The organism is Massilia sp. Root335, from assembly GCF_001425685.1.
GTDB lineage: Bacteria > Pseudomonadota > Gammaproteobacteria > Burkholderiales > Burkholderiaceae_D > Telluria > Telluria luteola.
The window spans coordinates 220-17,943 of the sequence record NZ_LMCY01000025.1 but is presented as its reverse complement, the minus strand read 5'-3'; the positions used below and the strand labels follow the sequence as shown (position 1 = coordinate 17,943).

At 69.4% G+C, this 17,724-nt stretch carries 14 protein-coding genes and 1 riboswitch; all 14 genes read right to left on the bottom strand.

The window, feature by feature from the left end:
- Nucleotides 1-206: 206 nt before the first annotated feature.
- Nucleotides 207-4,082 (bottom strand): carbohydrate binding domain-containing protein, encoded by a 3,876-nt coding sequence (locus ASC93_RS14115; protein ID WP_056442998.1) that lies wholly within the window; start codon nt 4,080-4,082, stop codon nt 207-209.
- A 339-nt stretch (nt 4,083-4,421) separates the two neighbouring features.
- A complete protein-coding gene (locus ASC93_RS14110; protein WP_056442993.1) occupies nt 4,422-5,882 on the bottom strand; it encodes a cobyric acid synthase in 1,461 nt (486 codons plus the stop codon).
- Nucleotides 5,879-6,757, bottom strand: coding sequence for a cobalamin-binding protein (locus ASC93_RS14105; RefSeq protein WP_056442991.1), 879 nt, complete (start codon nt 6,755-6,757; stop codon nt 5,879-5,881). Before ASC93_RS14105 ends, ASC93_RS14110 begins: the two co-directional genes overlap by 4 nt.
- The gene (gene cobD, locus ASC93_RS14100; RefSeq protein WP_056442987.1) at nt 6,754-7,746 is read right to left on the bottom strand and encodes a threonine-phosphate decarboxylase CobD; all 993 of its coding nucleotides are present in this window, start codon (nt 7,744-7,746) and stop codon (nt 6,754-6,756) included. Before cobD ends, ASC93_RS14105 begins: the two co-directional genes overlap by 4 nt.
- Complete coding sequence (cbiB, locus tag ASC93_RS14095; protein ID WP_056442984.1) at nt 7,739-8,680, bottom strand: adenosylcobinamide-phosphate synthase CbiB; 942 nt, start codon at nt 8,678-8,680, stop codon at nt 7,739-7,741. The genes cobD and cbiB overlap by 8 nt, the downstream gene beginning before the upstream one ends.
- Entirely contained in the window at nt 8,674-9,234 is a 561-nt protein-coding gene (cobU, locus tag ASC93_RS14090; protein WP_056442982.1) for a bifunctional adenosylcobinamide kinase/adenosylcobinamide-phosphate guanylyltransferase, read from the bottom strand. The genes cbiB and cobU overlap by 7 nt, the downstream gene beginning before the upstream one ends.
- Nucleotides 9,231-10,529 carry a cobyrinate a,c-diamide synthase gene (locus ASC93_RS14085; protein ID WP_056442979.1) on the bottom strand — a complete coding sequence of 433 codons (1,299 nt, stop codon included), beginning with the start codon at nt 10,527-10,529 and terminating at the stop codon, nt 9,231-9,233. Before ASC93_RS14085 ends, cobU begins: the two co-directional genes overlap by 4 nt.
- Nucleotides 10,529-11,155, bottom strand: a complete 627-nt coding sequence (cobO, locus tag ASC93_RS14080) for a cob(I)yrinic acid a,c-diamide adenosyltransferase (RefSeq protein ID WP_056442976.1) — start codon at nt 11,153-11,155, stop codon at nt 10,529-10,531. Before cobO ends, ASC93_RS14085 begins: the two co-directional genes overlap by 1 nt.
- Entirely contained in the window at nt 11,148-11,924 is a 777-nt protein-coding gene (locus ASC93_RS14075) for an ABC transporter ATP-binding protein (RefSeq protein ID WP_056443001.1), read from the bottom strand. Before ASC93_RS14075 ends, cobO begins: the two co-directional genes overlap by 8 nt.
- Complete coding sequence (locus ASC93_RS14070; RefSeq protein WP_056442973.1) at nt 11,924-12,946, bottom strand: iron ABC transporter permease; 1,023 nt, start codon at nt 12,944-12,946, stop codon at nt 11,924-11,926. Before ASC93_RS14070 ends, ASC93_RS14075 begins: the two co-directional genes overlap by 1 nt.
- A 21-nt stretch (nt 12,947-12,967) precedes the next feature.
- Nucleotides 12,968-14,812, bottom strand: a complete 1,845-nt coding sequence (locus tag ASC93_RS14065) for a TonB-dependent siderophore receptor (protein ID WP_056442970.1) — start codon at nt 14,810-14,812, stop codon at nt 12,968-12,970.
- A gap of 68 nt (nt 14,813-14,880) precedes the next feature.
- Nucleotides 14,881-15,120, bottom strand: a riboswitch (cobalamin riboswitch).
- A 21-nt stretch (nt 15,121-15,141) separates the two neighbouring features.
- Entirely contained in the window at nt 15,142-15,675 is a 534-nt protein-coding gene (locus ASC93_RS14060) for a histidine phosphatase family protein (protein WP_056442967.1), read from the bottom strand.
- Nucleotides 15,672-16,457, bottom strand: a complete 786-nt coding sequence (locus tag ASC93_RS14055) for an adenosylcobinamide-GDP ribazoletransferase (protein WP_056442963.1) — start codon at nt 16,455-16,457, stop codon at nt 15,672-15,674. Before ASC93_RS14055 ends, ASC93_RS14060 begins: the two co-directional genes overlap by 4 nt.
- Nucleotides 16,457-17,491 carry a nicotinate-nucleotide--dimethylbenzimidazole phosphoribosyltransferase gene (gene cobT, locus ASC93_RS14050; RefSeq protein WP_056442959.1) on the bottom strand — a complete coding sequence of 345 codons (1,035 nt, stop codon included), beginning with the start codon at nt 17,489-17,491 and terminating at the stop codon, nt 16,457-16,459. Before cobT ends, ASC93_RS14055 begins: the two co-directional genes overlap by 1 nt.
- Between the last annotated feature and the right edge of the window lie 233 nt (nt 17,492-17,724).

Below are 17,724 nucleotides of genomic sequence, written 5' to 3'. Positions count from 1 at the left end.
TATCGTCAGGCTAGTTATATGCAGAAGCCCGCTCAGTTGATACTGAGCGGGCTTTTTGCTTTTCGGGATCTCCAAATCGACCGGAAGCGTCCGGCGCGTTACCCCACGATCTGTCGGACAGCGGCATCAATAACCAGATGACGCCGCTGCCCAACGGGACGATTCGAAGCAGCCGATAGACTGCTTCTACGGTCGAGCCAGGCCGATCAGGGCTTGAAGTTCCCGTCGTTGCGCGTGATGGTCGAGCTGCAGGTCGCCGGCGTGCTGAATTCGCGATTGCCCGACGTCGTCGCCTGGTTGCTTTCCCACGTCGCCGTCGACCCGTTCCACTTCACGTACTTGTACTGGAGCGCGGTATTTGGCGGCAAGGTCACCGTCCCGGTCCACGGCACGTTCGCGCCGCTGCCCTGGATCGTCAACGCAAAGCCGCTCGCGGGCGCCCACGACCCGAGCGCGGTCACATTGCCGACCACGTACAGGTTCTGGCCGACGACCGTGTTCGCATTCGCGATCGTGAAGCTGACCGCGCAATTCGTCGTCGCGCCCGGCGTCGTCACCGGCAAGGCGGCACTCGCCGCGGACGCATTTGCCGCCGCATCGAACGCCTGGACCGTGTACGAATACGCCGTGCTGGCGGCCACGCCGGTGTCCGTGTAAGCGGTGCCGGACACGCTGGCCACCTGCGTGCCGTTGCGGAAGATGGTGTAGCTGGTCACGCCCACATTGTCCGTCGCGGCGTCCCACGCGAGGGCGACCGAATTGGCGGCGACGGCCGTGGTGCGCAGGTTGGCGGGCGACGTCGGCGCCGTCGTATCGGGCGCGCACGGGCTCGCGCCGGTCGTGATCGCGCCGTTGTTCACGGCCGATATCCCGGTGCCGAGGGCGTAGTTGGCGCCGCCATGGTTATCCCAGGTGCCCGCATTGTTGTTGAAGGCGGCCTGCATGCCGGTCGCACTGCCCAGGTTGACGATGGACGACATCCACCCGCTGCACGCCGCCTGCATGGCCACGCCGGGCGCCGTCGTCCACGTACCGCCGGTCGGCGCGTAGTGGATGTTCGCCGTGCTCCAGCCCGAGGGCAGGTGGTAGTACACGTTGGCGACGTTGCCGGCGGCCGTCGTGACCGAGCGCGCGCCCGATGCGCTCGACGCGTTCCCCGCCGCGTCCTTCGCGACGATGGTGTACACATAGGTCGACGAGGGCGACAGGCCGCTGTCCGTGAAGCCGGTCGACGCGCTGACGCCGGCCTGCGCGCCGTTGCGGTAGACGACGTATTGCGTCACGCCGTAGTTGTCCGTCGATGCGGTCCAGGTGAGTGCCACGGACGTCGGCGTCACCGTGCCCGCGACCGGCTGGCCAGGGGCCGTGGGCGCTGCGGTATCGGCCGGTTTCGTGGTGACGCTCGTGACGGCCGACTGCGCCGACGCATTGGCCGCCGCATCCTGCGCCGTGACGCTGTACGAATAGAGGGTCGACGGCGTGAGGCCGCTGTCCGTGTAGGTCGTCGCCGCGGTGGTGGCGACGGCGGTGCCGTTGCGGTACACCGTGTAGCCGGTCACGCCGACGTTGTCCGTCGATGCCGGCCAGGCCAGCGTCACCGAGCGGTCCGTCAGCTGCGAAGCGACGATCGTGCCGGGCGTGCTGGGTGCTTCCTTGTCGACGACGAGGAACGGATACACGCCCGCGACCTTGCCGTTGACGTCTTCGATGAAGCCGGAGCCCGTGGACGACGGAGAATACGTGCCGGCGCCGACGAAGACCTGCTGGATGTCGCTGCGGGTCACGTTGCCGCGGCTGTCCGTCATCTCGACGTAGTAATCGAGCAGCTGGTTGCGGAAGCCCGACAGGTAGGTGTAATACAGGTCGCCGATCTCCTCGGCGGGCAGGACCGCCAGCGTGTCGCGCGTGCCGGGAACCCAGTCGACGCCGTTGATGGCCGGCTGCAGGTCGCGCATCTTCATCGGGAAGCTCTGCCAGGCGCCCACGCTCGATGGCGTGATCGACAGGCCGGGCGTCGCCGCCAGCGCGGCCGGATCGTAGACCTTATAGGTGTCGTCGTTCGCATCGATGTTGTTCGATGCGTGCACGCGCACCTTCACGACGGCGCTCGTGATGCCGGAAACGTCGTAGCCATACGTGTACACGGCGAAGTCGTTGCTGTAGTGCTGGACGGTCCAGCCCTCGGCCTTGGACGCGTTCACGGAACCGGGATTGTACGGATAGCGTTGCGGCCACCAGACCGACGGGCCGGTGCGGTCGTCCGCCGCATGCGCCTGCACATAGGGCTTCGAGAACGCCAGCGAATTGTTGAAGGCCAGCGTCGGCTTGACGTCGTCGTCCTTGTTCTCGTCGTAGTAGCCGAAGCCGGAGTCCATCGCCGGCAGCAGGAAATACCAGCCCAGCTCCGCCGGGTTCGCGCCGCCGGCGTAGTCCTTGGCGGCGTCGCCCTTGACGGGGAAGGACATCATCCACGGGTTCAGCTGGTTGCCGGTGTAGGTCACCTGCTTGTCCGCGGCGGTGGTGGGCGACCAGTAGTTCGGATGGCCGTCGAGCCAGATCTGCTCCGCCGTCTTCGCGTAGTTGAGCGCCGCCTGCAGCAATGCGAAATTACGCTCCAGGTAGTGCCAGCCATATTCGAACGACACCGTCGCGCCTTCCTGCACGCCTTTCAGATTGGTCTTGGGCGCGAGGTTCATGCCGGTGACGCGGTTGAAGTCGGCGAACTGGCCCTTCCAGATCAGGAACGGCAAATGCCAGTGATACCAGGTCGGATCGGACGACGAGTCGCGCGTGTCGACCCACGAACCGTCCTGCACGTGCTGCACGTCGCTCGCGGGAATCGGATTCGCGCGCAGGTATTCGTCGATGCCGAGGCAGTAGCCGTTGCCGGAACAGGTGGTGTTGTAGCCCGCCTGCCACGTCGACAGCGAGCCGGCGCGGCCGCTCGAATTGTCGCCGTCGTGCGCGATGACGTAGAACTGGCGTGGTTCGAGCGCGGCGTACGGTGCGATCTCGTCGACCGTCGTCGCGCCCTCCCAGCCTTCCAGCCACGAACCGTTCTGGCTGACCGGCACGCCGGCGAGCTTCGTCACGGCGCCGGTGGCGGGATCGACGTGGCGCACCCAGTGCGGCGTCGACGCGAACGGGAATTTGTTCACGATGACCTGCTGCTCGTGCGCCATCTGCGCGGCCACCCAGCTGCCGGTCGCGGACGTGTTGCGCAAGTCGGCGCGGTTGGGCGGCGACGTCAGCGTGTCGCCGGTCGCGTCGTAGGTCGCGTACGGATAATCCTTCAGGGTGCGCGAATAATGGTTGTTGCCCAGGACGGACCACTGGACGCCGAGCTTGGCCAGGGTCGGGATCAGGCGCTCGGAAAAACCCAGCTCCGTCGGGAAGTAACCCTTCGACGAGACGAAGTTCCCGCCCAGGAAATAGGATTGCGCGAGGGTCGCGTTCTGGAACAGCAGGTCCTTCAAAAAGTAGTCGGCGCCGACCAGGGGCCCCATCGAGTGGTGGCCCGTGAAGTGGATCGCGTCCAGCGTGCGGAAGTTGTTCTGGGTGTGCAGCGCGCCTTCGGTGTTCGACCAGGACTGGCCCCACGACGGGTTGCTGTAGCCTGGCACGTTCTGCAGCGTCTCCAGGCTTTGCACGTTGTTGACGACGGCGCCGGACATCGTCACGTGCACCTGCCCGCGGCCGCCGGACCACGACTGCAGCTCGTTCGCGACCTGCATCGGCCAGTACTGGTACGCGCCCGTCTTGGCGTCCGGCGTGTAGTAGGACACCAGATCGTCGTGCGGCATGATGCCGCCGCCCAGCGCGGCCGGCAGGTAGTAGCGGTAGCCGGAAGGCGGATTGTTCTTGAGGTTGATGACGTCGCCGTCATACGTGTACCGGACCGGCGCGCCGACCGGGGTCGCATCGTATGTCGCCCCGACGTCGACCGCGTAGAACGGCCAGAAATTCGGCATGTGGTTGTGGTACACGTGGGCCGCGGGAATGGGGCCGGCGTGCGCCGCCGGCAGCATGGACGCAACGAGGCTGGCCACGCAGAGCGCGGCCGGGGTCTTCCGGAAATGCATGTGGTTCTCCTTCGGATCGCGCTTGCAGGAAAAGGCGGCGAGCCCCAAGCGCCCCGGGCACCGCCTGCCGGACAGGACTTGTCAGGTAGCGGGATCGCCGGCCGCGCGGGCGCTGGATGGAGAGAAGGCGGGAGGCCGTACGATTGCGACGGCCTTGTGGATGCGGCAGAGTACCATGATCTCCCCTCGTGCCCGGATGGGCTTTAGTATTTTTACTACTTATGAGGGGAAATATACGGTTTTATGGCTTTCAAGTAAACTATTTAACGTAGTTAAATTACATAAGCGCGCACTTGCGCGGCGCTGATTATCGCCGGCATTGATTTTTATCAATCAGCTTTACGGTGCCCGCGCCAGCAGTTCCCGCAGCAAAGGCTCGGCCGCATCCGCGATCCGGTCCAGGCTGGCCTCGCGCAGCGCGGCCGTGTCGATCACGTGCTCGCTGTGCAGCCCGGCCCAGCGCAGCAGCGCCGCGCAGGCGTCCGGGTGGTCGAACAGTCCGTGCAGATAGGTACCCAGCACCTGGCCGTCGTCCGAGCAGGCGCCTTCCGGCCGCCCGTCGATCGCGAACACGGGGCGGGACAGCGCCTCGCCCGTCGAGACGCCCATATGGATCTCGTAGCCGGCGACTGCCGCCTCCGGCGCGGCGGGCGCGAACACGCAGCGCCCGCTCACCTGTGCAAGGCGCTTCTCGCGCGTCAGCGTCGTGGCGAGGTCCAGCAGGCCGAGCCCCTGCGAGTGTCCGGGCGCGCCCTCGACGCCATGCGGATCGTCGACGCGAGCGCCCAGCATCTGGAAGCCGCCGCAGATCCCGATTACCTTGCCGCCATAGCGCAGATGGCGGCGGATGCGGTCCGGCCAGCCCTGCGCCTGCAGCCACGCGAGGTCGCCGCGCGTGTTCTTGCTGCCGGGGAGGATGATGAGGTCAGCAATCGGCGCCGGTTCGCCCTCGCGCACGAAGCGCAGGTCGACGTCGGGATGGACGCGCAGCGCATCGAAGTCCGTGTGATTGCTCATGCGCGGATAGCTGGGCACGACGATGCGGAACGCGCCGGTCCCCGGCGTCACGACCTGCACGGCATCTTCCGCATCCAGGTACAGGCCGTGCAGATAGGGCAGCACGGCCAGCACCGGCTTGCCGGTCTGCGCCTCCAGCCAGTCGAGGCCCGGTTCGAGCAGCCCGATGTCGCCGCGGAAGCGGTTGATGACGAAGCCGATGATGCGCGCGCGCTCGCTGTCCGACAGGCAGGCCAGCGTGCCGACGATGTGCGCGAACACGCCGCCGCGGTCGATGTCCGCGACCAGGATCACCGGGCAGTCGACGGCTTCCGCGAATCCCATGTTGGCGATGTCGCGGTCGCGCAGGTTGATCTCGGCCGGGCTGCCGGCACCTTCCACGATCACCGCGGCGTACTGCGACCGCAGGCGTGCATGCGATTCGAGCACGGCGTGCATCGCCACCGTCTTGTACTGGTGATAGTCGCGCGCGTCCATCTCGGCGCGCACGCGGCCGTGGATGATGACTTGCGCGCCGATGTCGCTGGATGGTTTCAGCAGTACCGGGTTCATGTCGGTGTGCGGCGCCACGCCGGCGGCGACGGCCTGCAGCGCCTGGGCGCGGCCGATCTCGCCGCCGTCGCTCGTGACGGCACTGTTCAGCGCCATGTTCTGCGGCTTGAACGGCGCCACGCGCACGCCGCGGCGGGCCAGCAGGCGGCACAGCGCGGCGACGAGCGTGGTCTTGCCGGCATCCGACGTCGTGCCCTGCACCATCAGGGTGGGATAAGGGAAGTGGTTCATTTGACGCGGTGGCTGCGCGCCAGTTCGAGCTTCTCGCACAGCTGGGCGGCGCCGGCGATCATGCGCGGACCGGAGCGGTTGAGCAGATTGCCGTCGATGGTGAACAGGTTGCCGTTGCGGACCGCGGTGAGCGTGCCGTAGGGCTTCCACATGCTCACGCCGCCGTAGTTCTTTTCCGCCGTGGCGAAGATCGCCTCCGGATTCTCCTGCAGCACGGCCTCGATCGACACGACGGGCGCCGTCACGGGCAGCTTGTCGAAGATGTTCTCGCCGCCGCACAGGCGCAGCGCGTCGCTGACGATGTGGCGCCCGCTGAGCGTGTACAGCGGCTTGTCCCACACCTGGTAAAAGCTGCGCACGACGGGACGCTTCGCATAACGGCTGCGCAGGCTGGCGATCCGGCCGCGCAGGCCGGCCGCGGCGGGGCCGGCCACGGCATCGGTTCCCATCAGCTGGCCGAGCTTCTGCACATTGTCCGCGATGTCTTCCAGTTTTTGCGGCTCGCTGTGGAACATCGGGATGCCGAGCTTCTGCAGCATCTCGATCTGGCGCTCCGAGCTGCCGTGGCGCCAGACGACGATCAGGTCCGGCTTCATGGCCATGATGCGTTCCAGGTCGACTTCGCGGTTCGAGCCGATCTCCGGGATCTTTTTCGCTTCCGCGGGAAAGTCGCTGTACGACACCACGCCCACGACGTGGCTGCCGCCGCCGGCCGCGAACAGCAGCTCGGTGACGTGCGGCGCCAGCGAGATCACGCGCTGGGCCGGTTTGGCGACGGTGACGGTGGCGCCGTCATCGTCCTTGACGCTGATGGCGGCATGCGCCTGCAGGGTCGCCGCGAGCAGTGCCGCGCCTGCGATCGTGAATCGTTTCATTGGTCGTTCCATTCCTTGAGTGCTTGTTCGATGCGGCGCCATTCGGATTCGGTTCCCGGCAGGCCGACGCGGATGCCGCGCGCGCCGCCCGGGAACAGCCGCACCCAGATCGCGCGCCGCGCCATGTGTTCATGAAAGGCTTCGGCGCGCACCTCTGGCCACCAGTGGAACAGCGGCGTGCCATGCGCGTCGATACCGTGCGCCGCCAGCAGCGCATGCAGGCGCGCGCCGTCGCGCGCGAGGCGCGTGTGCGTCGCCTGCTGCCAGCCGCGGTCGCGCAATGCCGCGACGGCGATCTCCTGCGCCGGTCCGCTGACGGCCCACGGTCCGAGCATGTCGTCCAGCGCCGTCAGCAGCGCCGTCTCCGCGCCGACGAAGCCGAGCCGCAGTCCGGCCAGGCCGAAGAATTTGCCGACGGAGCGCAGCACGACGAGACCGGGCCGACCGGCGTGGCCGGCGACGCTGAGCGGGCGTGCCGTGTCGCCGAAGGCTTCGTCGACGACGAGCCAGCCGCCGCGCGCGGCCAGCCGCCCGGCCCAGTCCAGCAGCGCGGCCGGCGCCACCGTCGCGCCGGTCGGGTTGTTCGGGTTGACCACGACGACCACGTCGCTGCCGGCGACGGCATCGTCGAGCGCATCGTACGCGGCCTCGCGCATGACGTGGCCGTGGCGGCCCCAGTGATGCGCGTGTTCCGCATACGACGGCGCGGCCACCGTCACGCGCGCCGGTCCGGCCAGCGCGGCCCGCAGATGGGGCAGGGCCTGGATCGCGGCCTGTGTGCCTGCCACCGGCAGCAGTTGCGGCGCGCCGTAGTAGTCGCAGGCGGCGCGCACGAGAGACGGATCGGGTTCGGGCAGGCGCCGCCACGCATCGGGCATTGGCGCCGGCGCCGGGTAGCCGTGCGGATTGATGCCGGTCGAGAGGTCGATCCAGTCCGTGCCGCCGTAGCGCTGTTGGGCGGCGCGCAGGTTGCCGCCGTGTTCAAGCATGGATCGCCCCGTCGAGCAGCAGCAGTGCGGCGCCCGCGACGACGACCCACAGCAGCGTCGTGCGCCACACGAGGCGCCAGGCGCGCAGGATGTCGTCCGCGCCCGGCTCGGGGCCGTTGCCGAGCGGTGGCCGCGCTTCCGTCACGCCGTCGTACACGGCCGCGCCGCCCAGTTGCACGCCGAGCGCGCCGGCGCCGCTGGCCATCACGGGGCCCGCGTTCGGGCTGCTCCACGCGGGGGCCTGCGCGCGCCAGCAGCGCCACGCACGCAGCCGTCCCCGTTCCGCCAGCAGCACGTACGACAGGGCGGTGAGGCGCGCCGGCACGTAATTCAGGACGTCGTCGACGCGCGCGGCCACGCGGCCGAACCGGTTGAATCGCTCGCTGCGGTAGCCCCACATGGCGTCCAGCGTGTTCGCGAGCCGGAACAGGACGACGCCGGCGCCGCCGCCGACGAGGAACCAGAACAGCGTGCCGAACACGGCGTCGTTGCCGTTTTCGAGCAGCGATTCCGCGCCGGCCCTGGCGAGATCCGGCTCGCCGGCGTGCCCGGTATCGCGGCTGACGATGCGCGCGGTGAGGCCGCGCGCCGCATCGAGGTCGCCGTCGACCAGCGCCGCGTGGATCGGCAGCGTGTGCTCGCGCAGGCTGCGCAGCCCGATGCCGAGGTACAGCAGCAGCGCGTGGGCCGCCGCGCCGCCGTGGCAGCACGCGAGCCAGGCCGATACCGACAACGGCAGCACGGCCAGCATCCACGCGAGGAGGCCGCGCACGATGCGCGCGCGTCCCCTGTTCAGCCGGCGTTCGAGCGCGGCAGCCAGCCGGCCGAAGCCAACGAGCGGATGCCAGCGCGGCGCCTCGCCCAGCCACAGGTCCAGCAGCACGCCGGCGACGAGCGCCAGCGCGAGGGTCGTCGCAGGCAGGCCGCTCAGCACGGCGCGCCTTTCAATGCGAGCGGCAGGCCGGCCGCGACGAACAGCACACGGTCGCAGCGCGCAGCCACGTCCTGGTTCAGGCGGCCCGCTTCGTCGACGAACGCGCGCGACACGGCGCCGTACGGCACGATGCCCATGCCGACTTCGTTCGATACGAACACGACGTCGCCCGCGGACGGCGCGTCCAGCCAGTCCATTAACGCAGCGCGTTCGGCGCCGAACAGCGGCGGCAGGGCGATGGGCCCGACGTCCGGCACATCCTGCCGCGTCGCGAACATCAGGTTCGTGAGCCACAACGTCAGGCAATCGACGAGCACGATGCGCCCCGGTGCGCACAGCGTGCGCAGCGTGGCCGCCAGCGCCGTCGCTTCCTCCACCGTTTGCCAGCCGGCCGGCCGGCGCGCGCGATGGTGGGCGATGCGCGCCGCCATCTCGGCGTCGCCCGCGTGCGACGTCGCGAGATAGATGACTTCCTTGCCGGACTCGCGCGCAAGGCGTTCGGCCAGCGCGCTCTTGCCGGACCGGGCGCCGCCGAGGACGAGGGTGCGGGTCACGTCAATTGCCCCCGCAGCAGGCTCGCGGCGGCCTCCGGGTTCGAGGCGAAGAAAGCGTGGAAGTACGACGCCGTCAGCGAGCCGACACGATAGACGGCTTCGCCCTGGGCGCCGGACGGATGCTTCGCCGTCCACGCGGCGGGCGGCAACGGCGTCTCCAGGCGCGAATAATGAAAGGTGTGGCCGCGCATCTGCCCGGCCCGCGTTGCCACCGCCTGCGGCCCGAGCCCCGCGAGGCGCGGCTGCATCAGCACGCGGCCCGGGAACAGGCTCGCCATCGGCCAGGCGCGGCCATCGTTGTCGACGAGGACATCCGCCAGCACCATCATGCCGCCGCACTCGCCGAGGATGGGCAGGCCGGCCGCGTGCGCCGCGCGGATCGAGTCGCGCCAGCGCGCCGCCTGCGCCAGCGTTTCGCAATGCAGTTCCGGATAGCCGCCCGGCAGGTAGACGGCATCGGCATCCTCCGGCACCGGCTCGTCCGCGAGCGGCGAGAACCAGCTCACGCGTGCGCCCAGCGCTTCCAGCGTGTCGACGTTGGCCGCGTACAGGAAGCAGAACGCGGCATCGCGCGCGATCGCCACCGTCTTCCCGGCCAGCAGCGGCGCGACCGGCGGTTCCGGCAAGGCTTCGTCGGGCAGTTGCGGCGCCAGCGCGTTCCACGCCGCCTCGTCCAGCTGCAGCTGGTCGGCCAGGTCGTCGAGAATGGCGTCGATGTCGGCGACTTCGCCCGGCACGACGAGGCCGAGATGGCGCTCGGGCAGCTGGCGCGCCTGCTTCGGCAACGTCGCCAGCAGCGGGATGTCGCGCAGCGATGCCGCCACCATGCGGGCGTGCCCTTCGCTCGCGACGCGGTTGGCGACGACGCCGGCCATCCGCACCGGACCGTAATCGCGCAGGCCCAGCACGACGGCGCCGGCCGTCTGCGCCATCGCCGAGGCGTCGATCACGGCCAGCACGGGCAGGTCGAACGCGCGCGCCAGATCGGCGGCGGACGGATCGCCGTCGTACAGGCCCATCACGCCTTCGACCAGCACGACGTCGGCCTCGCGCGCGGCGCGGGCCAGGCGTTGGCGGCTTTGCTCCAGCCCGACCATCCACAGGTCGAGCGTGTGGACTTTCGCGCGGCTCGCGTGTTCGAGGACCATCGGGTCGATGAAGTCCGGCCCGCATTTGAACACGTGTACCCGCTGCCCCATGCGGCGCAGCCGGCGCGCGAGCGCGGCCGTCACCGTCGTCTTGCCCTGGCCGGACGCGATGGCCGCCACCAGCAGCATGCGTGCGCCGGTGGCCATCACCACTCCGTCCCGGCCTGGGCCGCGATGCCCGCCTTGAAGGCGTGCTTGACGTCGTTCATTTCCGTGACCGTGTCGGCGATGGCGATCAGTTCCGGCGGCGCCGCGCGGCCCGTCACCACGACGTGCTGCATCTCCGGGCGGTCGAGCAGGTCGGCGATGACCGTGTGTACGTCGAGGTAGCGGTATTTGAGCGCGATGTTCAGTTCGTCCAGCACGACGAGGCCGTAGGCCGGGTCGGCGAGGAAGCGGCGCGCCTGTTCCCAGGCTTCCCCGGCCCTGGCGATGTCGCGTTCGCGGTTCTGCGTCTCCCACGTATAGCCTTCGCCCATCGCGTGGAAGCTGACGTCGTCGGGAAAGCGGCGCAGGAACAGTTCCTCGCCGGTGGACATCGCGCCCTTGATGAACTGGACCACGCCGACCTTCATGCCGTGGCCGAGCGCGCGCGCGACCATGCCGAACGCGCTCGAGCTCTTGCCCTTGCCGTTGCCGGTGTTGACGATGATGATGCCGATCTGTTTGTCGGCCGCGGCGATCTTGGCGTCGATGATCGCCTTCTTGCGTTCCATGCGCACGCGGTGGCGCTCGTTGAGTTCTGCCGTCTGTTCGGGCGTCAAATCATTCATGAGGTGTCTCCAGGGGGATGAAGATACGCCGGCTCCCGTGCTCGATCGCGTCGATCGGGTGGCCGAGATAGCTGCTCAGCAGCGGTGCCTGCATGGCGTCGTCGACGGTGCCGGCGTGCCAGCGGCCGTCGCCCATCAGCAGCAGGGCGTGGGTGGAAATACTGTGGGCCAGGTTCAGGTCGTGGCCGATCATCACGACGGTCTTGCCGCGCTGCCGGCACAGGCGCGCGAGCAGCGACATCGTGCGGACCTGGTGCGCGAGGTCGAGCGCGTTGGCCGGTTCGTCCAGCAGCAGCAGCGGCGTGTCCTGCGCGAGCAGCGCGGCGATGGCCACGCGCTGGCGCTCGCCGCCGGACAAGGTGCGCACGTCGCGTGCGGCGAGATGCTCGACTTCCATCGCGGCCAGCGCATCGAACGCCGCGTGGTGGTCGTCGCTGTGTTCCCAGTAGCGGTTCGCGTGGTACGGGTGGCGCGCCGACAGCACGGTTTCCATCACGCTGTAGGCGAAGGCGTCGCTGCGCGCCTGCGGCAGGTAGGCCCGCTCGCGCGCCAGCGCTTCCAGCGGCCAGTCGGGCAACCGCCGTCCGTGCAGCTCGACGGTGCCGGCGTCCGGCGCGCGCAGGCCGGCCACGGTGCGCAGCAGCGTGCTCTTGCCGGCGCCGTTGCGGCCGACGATGGACCAGCATTCGCCGGCGTCGACGGTCCAGTCGAGATCGCGCACCAGCGTGCGGCCGCCGGCGCGCAGTTCCAGTTGTCGGGTGGCGATCATCATTTGTGCAGGCGATGCAGTTGATACAGGAAGACGGGGGCGCCGATCAGCGCCGTGATCGCGCCGACGGGCAGCTGGGTCGGCGCGACGACGGTGCGCGCGAGCGTATCGCACAGCACGAGCAGGCCGCCGCCGCCCAGCACGGCGGCCGGCACCAGCACGCGGTGGTCCGGGCCGAACGCGAAACGGCAGGCGTGCGGCACGATCAGGCCGACGAAGCCGATGGCGCCGGCGCTCGTCACGGCGCTGGCCGTCAGCACGGCCGAGACGAAGAACAGGCCCTTGCGCACGGCGCCGACGCGCACGCCCAGCGTGGCGGCGGCTTCCGCGTGCAGCGCGAGCATGTTCATCGCCCGCGCGTTGCGCAGCGCGTACGCGAGCGCCGCGCCCAGCACGAGCCAGGGCAGGATGCGCAGCGGCGCGCCGGCCAGGTCGCCGATCATCCAGAACACCATGCTGCGCAGGCGTCCCTCGGGCGCGATCGACAGCATCAGCGTGACGAGCGCCATGCTGGCCGAGGACATGATCACGCCGGTCAGCAGCAGCATCGACGTGCCCCCTTCGGCCGCGGCGCCGCTGCGCATGTCGCGTCGCGCCAGCAGGTACAGCAGCAGCGCGACCGTGACCGCGCCGCCCATCGCCGCGAGGTCGACGGTGGCGGCGGCGCACAGCATCAGCAGCGCGAACAGCGCGCCGACCGATGCGCCGGCCGAGATCCCGAGCACGTACGGATCGGCCAGCGGATTGCGCAGCAGCGCCTGCATCATGACGCCCGCCAGCGCGAGCGCGCCGCCGGTGACGAACGCCATCAGCGCGCGGCCGACGCGCAGCTCGACGAGCGACGCGGCCAGCGACTCGGGCCGGCCGCGCAGCACTTGCAGCACCGCGTCCGGCAGGTCGGACGGCGCGACGGCGATCGACCCGCTCATCCCCGCGACGAGCAGGCTCGCAAGCGCGGCGCACAGCAGCAAGGCGATGGTCGGGATGGCGCGCTGGCGCAGGGGCGGTGGGACAGGGTGCATGGCTCGTCGGTACATGGTGGATCAGCGGCTGGCGTAGCGAAAGCCTGCGAACCAGGTGCGCCCGGCGGTGCCGTAGTTGCGCGCCAGTTCGTAGGCTTTGTCGGCGGCATTGTCGACACGGACCAGCAGCGACCAGTCGCGCGTCATGTGCCAGGTAGTGTACAGGTTCAGCAGGCCGTAGCCGCCGAGGCGGTTGGCGTTGGCGGCATCGTCGAAGCGGCGGCCGGATGCCTGCAGCTCGACGCCGGCGTCCACCTGGCCCACGCTGTAGTCGGCGGCGACGCTGGCGTGGCGGCGCGCGCGGCGGGCCAGCTGTTTGCCGGTGGTGTCGTCGCGCGGGTCCTGCAGGTCGGCGCTGGCGCGCAGGTCGAGGTTGCCGAGGCGGGCGCTTGCCGCCAGCGTCAGGCCTTCCAGCAGCGCATGGTCGACGTTGTAGGCGCAGCTGCCGCCGGGATGGCCCGGGCACGGCGTGACGGATACGATCATGTCGGTCAGGCGGTTGCGGTAGTAATTCGCCTGCAGGTCGACACCGGCCACGCGGTATTGCACGCCCGCTTCCGCGTTGCGGCCCCGTTCCGGCCTGTTGCTCGACAGGCCGTAGTTCGGATAGTACAACTCGTTGAACGTGGGTGCGCGAAAGCTCGTCCCGACGCTGGCCGTGGCGCGGAGGTCGTTCGTGAATTCGTAGCCGTAGCCGGCCGCGCCCGTCGTCTTCGACCCGTACTCGGAGCGGTCGGTGCGCGCGCTGACGTCGAGCAGGTGGCGGCCGCGGCGCAGGTCGTACGCGGCCGCGACGGCATTCGTGATGCGCGTGCGGTTGATGTCCTTGACGGCGCTGGACAGCACCTGTTCCTTGCGATGGCCGGCCAGCACCTGCAGCGTGTCGCCGTCCAGGTCGAACGTGTTCTGCCACGTGAATTCGTCCTGGCGCGTGTTCAGCTGCGACGTGCCGGAAGGCGCCGTGCTCGTGAAGCTCCCCAGTTTATCTTCCGAGCGCGCCAGCTGGACGCTGCTGCGCCAGTTGGGCCGGACGCGGTCGTTCAGGAAGACGGCATAGCTGTCGACTTCCTGGATGTTGTGCGCGTCGAAGGCCGGGCTGCCGCTGTCGTACTGCGCGTTCAGACGGCTCTGCAGGAATTGTGCGCCGATCTCGTGGCCTTCCGCCAGGCGCAGCGCGACGCGGCCATTGACGCTGTTGCGCGTATAGCCGTCGGCGTCACCGTTGTAGCCGTATGCACCGGGGCGCGTGGCCGAGAAGCCGTCCGATTCTTCGCGCGCGCCCGAGAGCGCATACGTCAGGTCGTGCTCGCCGCCCGTCGCGCCGTGCACACTCGCGTCGTACTGGTTCGTGCCGTACGTGCCGCCGCCCGCGCCGGCGCTGAAGGCGGGACGGCCGCCGCTCTGCTTCGTGAAGATCTGCACGACGCCGCCGATGGCGTCCGCGCCGTACAGGGCGCTCAGTGGCCCGTAGACGATCTCGATATGGTCGATGGACGACAGCGGCAGGGCATTCCACGCGGCCGCGCCGGTGGTCGCGGCGCCGATGCGCACGCCGTCGACGAGCACGACGACCTGGTTGCTGTTGGCGCCGCGCAGGAAGACGGTCGTGTTGGTGCCGGCGCCGCCGTTGCGGCCGATTTCGATGCCGCGCTGGCGGCGCAGCACGTCGGCGACGGAGCCCGCGCCGGCGCGGGCGATTTCCTCGCTCGTGACCACGACGGTGTCGGGAATGACGTCGTCAACGTGCTGCGGCGTGCGGTTGGCGGTGACGACGACGGTGTCGGGAATGGGATCGGCGTGGGCCGATGCGGCGGCGGCGAATGCGAGCGACAGCGCGGCCGCCTGCCGGGAAACGGGAAAGGACATGATGATCTACGTAACGGACAACCGGCCGACGTCCCCGTCAGCCAGGTGAACAGAAGCGCGGGACGAACCGCGCGCTTCCACCTTTTGGCCGGTATCCGGGCTGGCAAGTATGGCCGTCCGACCTTCCCATGCGGATGCACAGTGGTATGTGGAGACGGTTGCCGCGCACGCGTCGAACGCGGGCGGCACTTGCTTACCGTTGCGGGGGCAGCACACGTTGGCGCTTGCTCGTGAGAGCGAGGCTTCGTGTTTCCCGTTTAACTGCGCCCGAGAGATCGGGCGCGAGCACCAAAACGCCGACATTATACGGCGTTTGGTGTGCGCCGTTGTCAGTCTTTCAGCATGACGACGTCGCCGTAGCCGATGCGATGGGGCGTCCGCGCCGCGTGCAGCGCGGCCTGTTCTAGCGGTGCGCCGCCATGCAGGGCCGCCAGCAGGCGGATGGTGCCGGCGTGGCAGACGACCAGCGCGGCGGGGACACGCAGATCGTCGACGAAGGCATGCACGCGGCGCGCCACGTCGAGCACGTTCTCCGCGCCGCCGGGACGGTAGTGGAGCAGGTCGGCGGTCCAGGCGTCGACGTCGGCGCGCGGGATCGCGGACCAGGGGCGCAGCTCCCACGCGCCGAAATCCATCTCGGCCAGGCGCGCATCGAACGTCACGCGGCCAGGCGCGAGTCGTTCGGCCAGCAGGGCACAACGTTGCAGCGGGCTGGCGTAGACGGGCAGGTCGTGCAGCCCGCGTTCCACCAGCGTGGCGTGCACACGCGCGAGCTCCGCTTCGGGCACGGGCACGTCGCTGGCGCCGTAGCACAGGCCCGGCGCCACGTCCGGCCGCGGATGGCGCACCAGATACAGCGTCATGCCGCGGTCCAGGCGCCGTGGCCCAGCGTCGCCAGCACGGCAAGATAGGCCAGCGCTTCGGCCAGTTGCTGCACGGCGCCGAGGCAGTCGCCCGTGTAGCCGCCGAGGCGGCGCACGAACAGGCGGCCCAGCCACAGCGCGGCGGCCAGCGCGGCCAGCACGGCGGCCAGCATGGCGGCCGGTGTCATCCAGCCGAGGGCGAGCACGCACGCCGGCGGCAGCGCGCACGTCAGCGCCGCGATCGCGAATTCGGCGGTCGTCATCTGCTGCGCCAGCGGTTTGGCCTTGCCTTCGCCGCGCACGTATTTCAGCTTCCAGATCAGCGCCGTCGCCGCGAGCCGCGAGAACGGATGCGCGACGAACAGCGCGGCCACGGCCACGCGCGGCGGCAGCAGCGCCAGTGCGGACAGCTTGGTCGCCAGCATGCACACGATGCCGATCGCGCCGTATGCGCCGACGCGCGAATCCTTCATGATCTCCAGCGCCCGTTCCTTCGTCATGCCGCCACCGAGGCCGTCGCAGGTGTCGGCAAAGCCGTCTTCATGGAACGCGCCCGTGATCCAGATCGAGGCCGCGGTCGACAGCACCGCAGCCACGGGCCCCGGCAGCACGAGCGCGGCGGCGTAATACACGGCCGCCGCGATCGAGGCCACGACGACGCCGACGAGCGGGAAGTAGCGCGACGCATGCTGCAGCCAGCTGGCTTCGAAGCCGACCCAGCCCGGGATCGGCAAGCGCGTGAAGAACTGCAGGGCGATGAAGAACAGGCGCAGTTGCTGCATCAGGCCGACTTTTCGCTGACGCTGGCCGATTCGAACGTGGCCATCTCGTTCAGGAAGTTCGCGGCCGCGTGCAGCAGCGGCAGGGCCAGCGCTGCGCCCGTGCCTTCGCCCAGGCGCAGGTTCAGGTGCAGCAGGGGCTCGGCGCCGAGCGCGTCCAGCATGCGGCGGTGGCCGGATTCGTCCGAGCAGTGCGCGAACACGCAGTAGTCCAGGATCGCGGGTTCGATGCGCGCCGCCGCGAGCAGGGCGCTCGTCACGATGAAGCCGTCGATCAGCAGCACCTTGCGCAGCGCGGCCGCCTTGAGCATCGCGCCGGCCATCATCGCGATCTCGAAGCCGCCGAACGCCGCCAGCACGGCGAGCGGATCGTCGACGCCGGCGTGGTGCCGGACGGCCGCCTCGATCACGCGCTGCTTGTGCAGCACGCCGTCGGGCGACAGGCCGGTGCCGGCGCCGACGCAGTCCGCGACGGGGAGCCCGGTCAGCTTGTGCATCAGGGCGGCTGCCGCCGTCGTGTTCCCGATGCCCATCTCGCCGAAGCCGACCACGTTGCCGGGCAGGTCGGCCGCGAGCGCGGCGCCGTGCTCCAGCGCGGCCGCGCACTGCTCGGGCGTCATCGCCGGCTCGCGCGCAAAGTTGCGCGTGCCGCGCGCCACCTTGCGGTCGACGAGGCCGGCGCGCACGCCGAATTCGTGATTGACGCCCGCATCCACGACGTGCAGATCGATGCCGTTCTGGCGCGCGAACACATTGATGGCGGCGCCTTGGGCGAGGAAGTTCTCGACCATCTGCCAGGTGACGTCCTGCGGGTAGGCCGAGACGCCTTCCGCGACGACGCCATGGTCGCCGGCGAACACGAGGATCGCCGGCTGCTCGATCGTGGGCGCAACCGTGCGCTGGATCAAGCCCAGGCGGCTGGCCAGGCGTTCGAGCGCGCCGAGGCTGCCGAGCGGTTTGGTTTTGTTATTGATGGCGGCAGAGAGTCGCAGGGCGAGGTCGGGATCGGCCGTGGGGGCGATGTGCGGGAGGCGCATGGGAGCTCCATGGATAAGGAAGGCGGCAAAGATAGCACACAAGCAACTGGAGAATTCTTACCGCAGCCCCCTTGCATATCCCCGATCCGGTTTGCTATAGTTCGCGTCCTGCTTCTGCAGCGCAAGAAATTTCAGCTAAATCAAACAGTTGAAATCGGGGTTTTGACAACGCCACTTGCGCTGAAGAAAAAGAGGGGTTGACGAGTTAAACGATGTGCTGCATACTCTCGCTC

What these genes read in the sequence shown, in the direction of transcription:
- ASC93_RS14115 (WP_056442998.1), bottom strand. Translation starts at nt 4,082, where the DNA reads ATGCATTTCCGGAAGACCCCGGCCGCGCTCTGCGTGGCCAGCCTCGTT.
- ASC93_RS14110 (WP_056442993.1), bottom strand. Translation starts at nt 5,882, where the DNA reads ATGAACCACTTCCCTTATCCCACCCTGATGGTGCAGGGCACGACGTCG.
- ASC93_RS14105 (WP_056442991.1), bottom strand. Translation starts at nt 6,757, where the DNA reads ATGAAACGATTCACGATCGCAGGCGCGGCACTGCTCGCGGCGACCCTG.
- cobD (WP_056442987.1), bottom strand. Translation starts at nt 7,746, where the DNA reads ATGCTTGAACACGGCGGCAACCTGCGCGCCGCCCAACAGCGCTACGGC.
- ASC93_RS14085 (WP_056442979.1), bottom strand. Translation starts at nt 10,529, where the DNA reads ATGGCCACCGGCGCACGCATGCTGCTGGTGGCGGCCATCGCGTCCGGC.
- cobO (WP_056442976.1), bottom strand. Translation starts at nt 11,155, where the DNA reads ATGAATGATTTGACGCCCGAACAGACGGCAGAACTCAACGAGCGCCAC.
- ASC93_RS14075 (WP_056443001.1), bottom strand. Translation starts at nt 11,924, where the DNA reads ATGATCGCCACCCGACAACTGGAACTGCGCGCCGGCGGCCGCACGCTG.
- ASC93_RS14070 (WP_056442973.1), bottom strand. Translation starts at nt 12,946, where the DNA reads ATGCACCCTGTCCCACCGCCCCTGCGCCAGCGCGCCATCCCGACCATC.
- ASC93_RS14065 (WP_056442970.1), bottom strand. Translation starts at nt 14,812, where the DNA reads ATGTCCTTTCCCGTTTCCCGGCAGGCGGCCGCGCTGTCGCTCGCATTC.
- ASC93_RS14060 (WP_056442967.1), bottom strand. Translation starts at nt 15,675, where the DNA reads ATGACGCTGTATCTGGTGCGCCATCCGCGGCCGGACGTGGCGCCGGGC.
- ASC93_RS14055 (WP_056442963.1), bottom strand. Translation starts at nt 16,457, where the DNA reads ATGCAGCAACTGCGCCTGTTCTTCATCGCCCTGCAGTTCTTCACGCGC.
- cobT (WP_056442959.1), bottom strand. Translation starts at nt 17,491, where the DNA reads ATGCGCCTCCCGCACATCGCCCCCACGGCCGATCCCGACCTCGCCCTG.